The 2346-nt window shown below is 73.6% G+C and carries 2 protein-coding genes and 1 pseudogene; all 3 read left to right on the forward strand.

Annotated features, from left to right (window positions below; genetic code table 11):
* Window positions 1–683: pseudogene (locus tag P1P70_RS43500) on the forward strand (condensation protein); the annotation flags it as partial.
* Window positions 683–1453, forward strand: a complete 771-nt coding sequence (locus tag P1P70_RS43505; RefSeq protein ID WP_319247875.1) for a class I SAM-dependent methyltransferase — start codon at window positions 683–685, stop codon at window positions 1451–1453. The pseudogene P1P70_RS43500 and the gene P1P70_RS43505, both read left to right, overlap by 1 nt.
* A 15-nt stretch (window positions 1454–1468) precedes the next feature.
* Window positions 1469–2346, forward strand: an 878-nt coding sequence (locus P1P70_RS43510; protein ID WP_319247877.1) for a hypothetical protein, incomplete at its 3' end; no start/stop codon positions are given.

Genomic DNA, 2346 nt, shown 5'->3' on the forward strand with positions numbered 1-2346 from the left:
GCAACGGCCTCCTCGTCACCGAACTGCCCGTCCCCCGCCGCCCGAAGTCCGCCCCGTACACCGTGAACGACCAGCTCATGGTCACCACGGCCCTGATGCTCGCCCACTGGAACCGGGAGCACGGCGCCCACCCCCGCCCCCTGCGCATCACCATGCCGGTGGACGACCGCCCGAGGGACACGGGCATGCCGATAGGCAACGGCACCCGTCTGGTCGAAGTCCCCTTTTCCCCGGACGAGTTGAGCCAGAACCGCACCCCCGTCGCCACCCTCCTGCGCCGCACGGCCGACCGCACCCGCGCCCTGAAGTCGCTCCCTCGCCCCCAACTCGGCCACGGGGCCTCCCTGTTGACGGCGCCCGTGGTCCCCGTGTCCTGGCGTGCCGCCCTCACCAAGGGCCTGCGCCGGGCAGCCGCGCCCTGGACGTCGACCACCCTGCTCAGCAACATCGGCCGCGTCCCGTACGCGCTGGACTTCGGCGAGGAGGCGGGCCGCGCCCACGCCGTCTGGTTCTCGGCCCCGGCCCGCATGCCCCGCGGCCTCACCGTCACGACCGCGTCGACGGCCGGCCGCCTGCACCTGGCCCTGCGCTGGTCCCGGGCCCTGCTCAGCCACGGCGACGGCGCCCACCTCCGCGACCTCTTCGAGCACTACCTGCACGCGACGGAAGAGGACACCGAGTGATGCCGACCACCACGTCCGCCACGACGTCCACCACCACGACAACAGCCGCCCGCCGCAAGGGACTTCGCGACTTCTACGAGGACCCCTCCGTCCCGGTCGCCTCCGGCACCCCCCGCAGCCTCGCCCAGGCCCGCATGCTGGCGGCCGCCCTGGGCCCGGCGGCCCGTTCCGGCCCCCGCACGATCCTCGACATCGGCTGCGGCGACGGCACGGCCGCCGCCACCGCCGCGCCCCTGCTCCCCGGCCACCGCATCATCGGCGTCGACTGGTCCCAGGACGCCCTCCGCCGCGCCCGCACCCGCGTCCCGTACGCGATTCGCGGCGAACTGGCGGACGGCGGGCTGCCGTTGCGGTCGGAGTCCGCCGACGCGGTCCTGTTCAGCGAGGTCATCGAGCACCTCGTCGACCCGGACTCGGCCCTCGACGAGATCCGCCGCGTCCTGCGCCCGGGCGGCCATCTGATGCTGTCGACGCCCAACCTGGCCGCCTGGTACAACCGCGCCCTGCTCCTCGCGGGCGTCCAGCCGGTGTTCTCGGAGGTGAGCCTGCGCGGTATCCACGGCCGCCCGGGGACGGAGGTCGTGGGTCATCTGCGGCTCTACACGGCCCGCGCGCTACGGGAGTTCGTGACCGCGTCCGGGTTCGAGGTCGTCCGGCTGCGCGGGGCGCCCTTCCACGGCGTACCGCGTCCCCTGCGTCCGCTGGACCGGCTGGCCTGCGCGGCCCCGTCCGCGGCGTCGATCCTGCTGCTGCACGCGCGGAGGACGTAGCCGATGTGGTGGGGAGTGGCCGCGGCCCTGTTGGCGAACGCGCTGTACAGCACGGGATTCGTCCTGGAGAAACGGGCCCTCACAGCGATGCCCCAGGTGACGGTCCGGGAGCCGTTGAAACTGCTGCGACTGGTCGTCGGCAGCCCGCTGTGGATCGCGGGTTCGCTGTCGCTGGCCGCCGGGTTCGCCGCCCAGCTGGCCGTCTACCGGACACTGCCGATCGCCGCCGCCCAGGGCATCTTCGTCTCGGGCCTGGTGCTGCTGGTCCTGCTGTCGGCGCGGCTGCTCGGGGAGGAGACGACGGGCCGGGAGCGGTACGCCCTCGGGGCCATCCTCGCCGCGCTGCTGATGGTGGTGCTGTCGCTGGACGAGGGCACCGACACGGTCAGCCGCGAGGCGCCGTACGCGCTGGTCCTCACGATCTGTCTGCCCGCGCTGGCGGCGGGCGTCGGGCTGTACCGGTCCGCCGAGCGGCGCGCCCGGCACCGGCACCGGCTGCCGACCACGGGCGTCGAGTACGGCGTGGCCGTGGGCCTGCTGTACGGCGTCAGCTCGCTCGCGATCAAGGGCGTGTCGAGCTATCTGACGACCAGTGGGCTGGGGGAGGCGGTCGTCGGACTGCTGCGCTCCCCGTACCCGTACCTCCTGCTGTTCACCGGCGCGTTCGGTCTGGTGATGTCGCAGGCGGCGCTCCAGCGCTGCCGGGCCTCGCTGATCGTGCCGGTCTGCACGACGGTGACCTGCCTGTTCACGGCCGTGCTCGGCACGCTGTCGTTCGGCGAGTCGCTGCCCGACGATCCGTTGCGGCTGACGCTGCGGCTGTCGGGCACGGTACTGGCGGTCGGCGTGCTGCTGAGCATGCCCAAACACGACACGCCCCCGCCGTCCTCCCC

Source organism: Streptomyces sp. MB09-02B, assembly GCF_033794485.1.
In the GTDB taxonomy this organism is placed as follows: domain Bacteria; phylum Actinomycetota; class Actinomycetes; order Streptomycetales; family Streptomycetaceae; genus Streptomyces.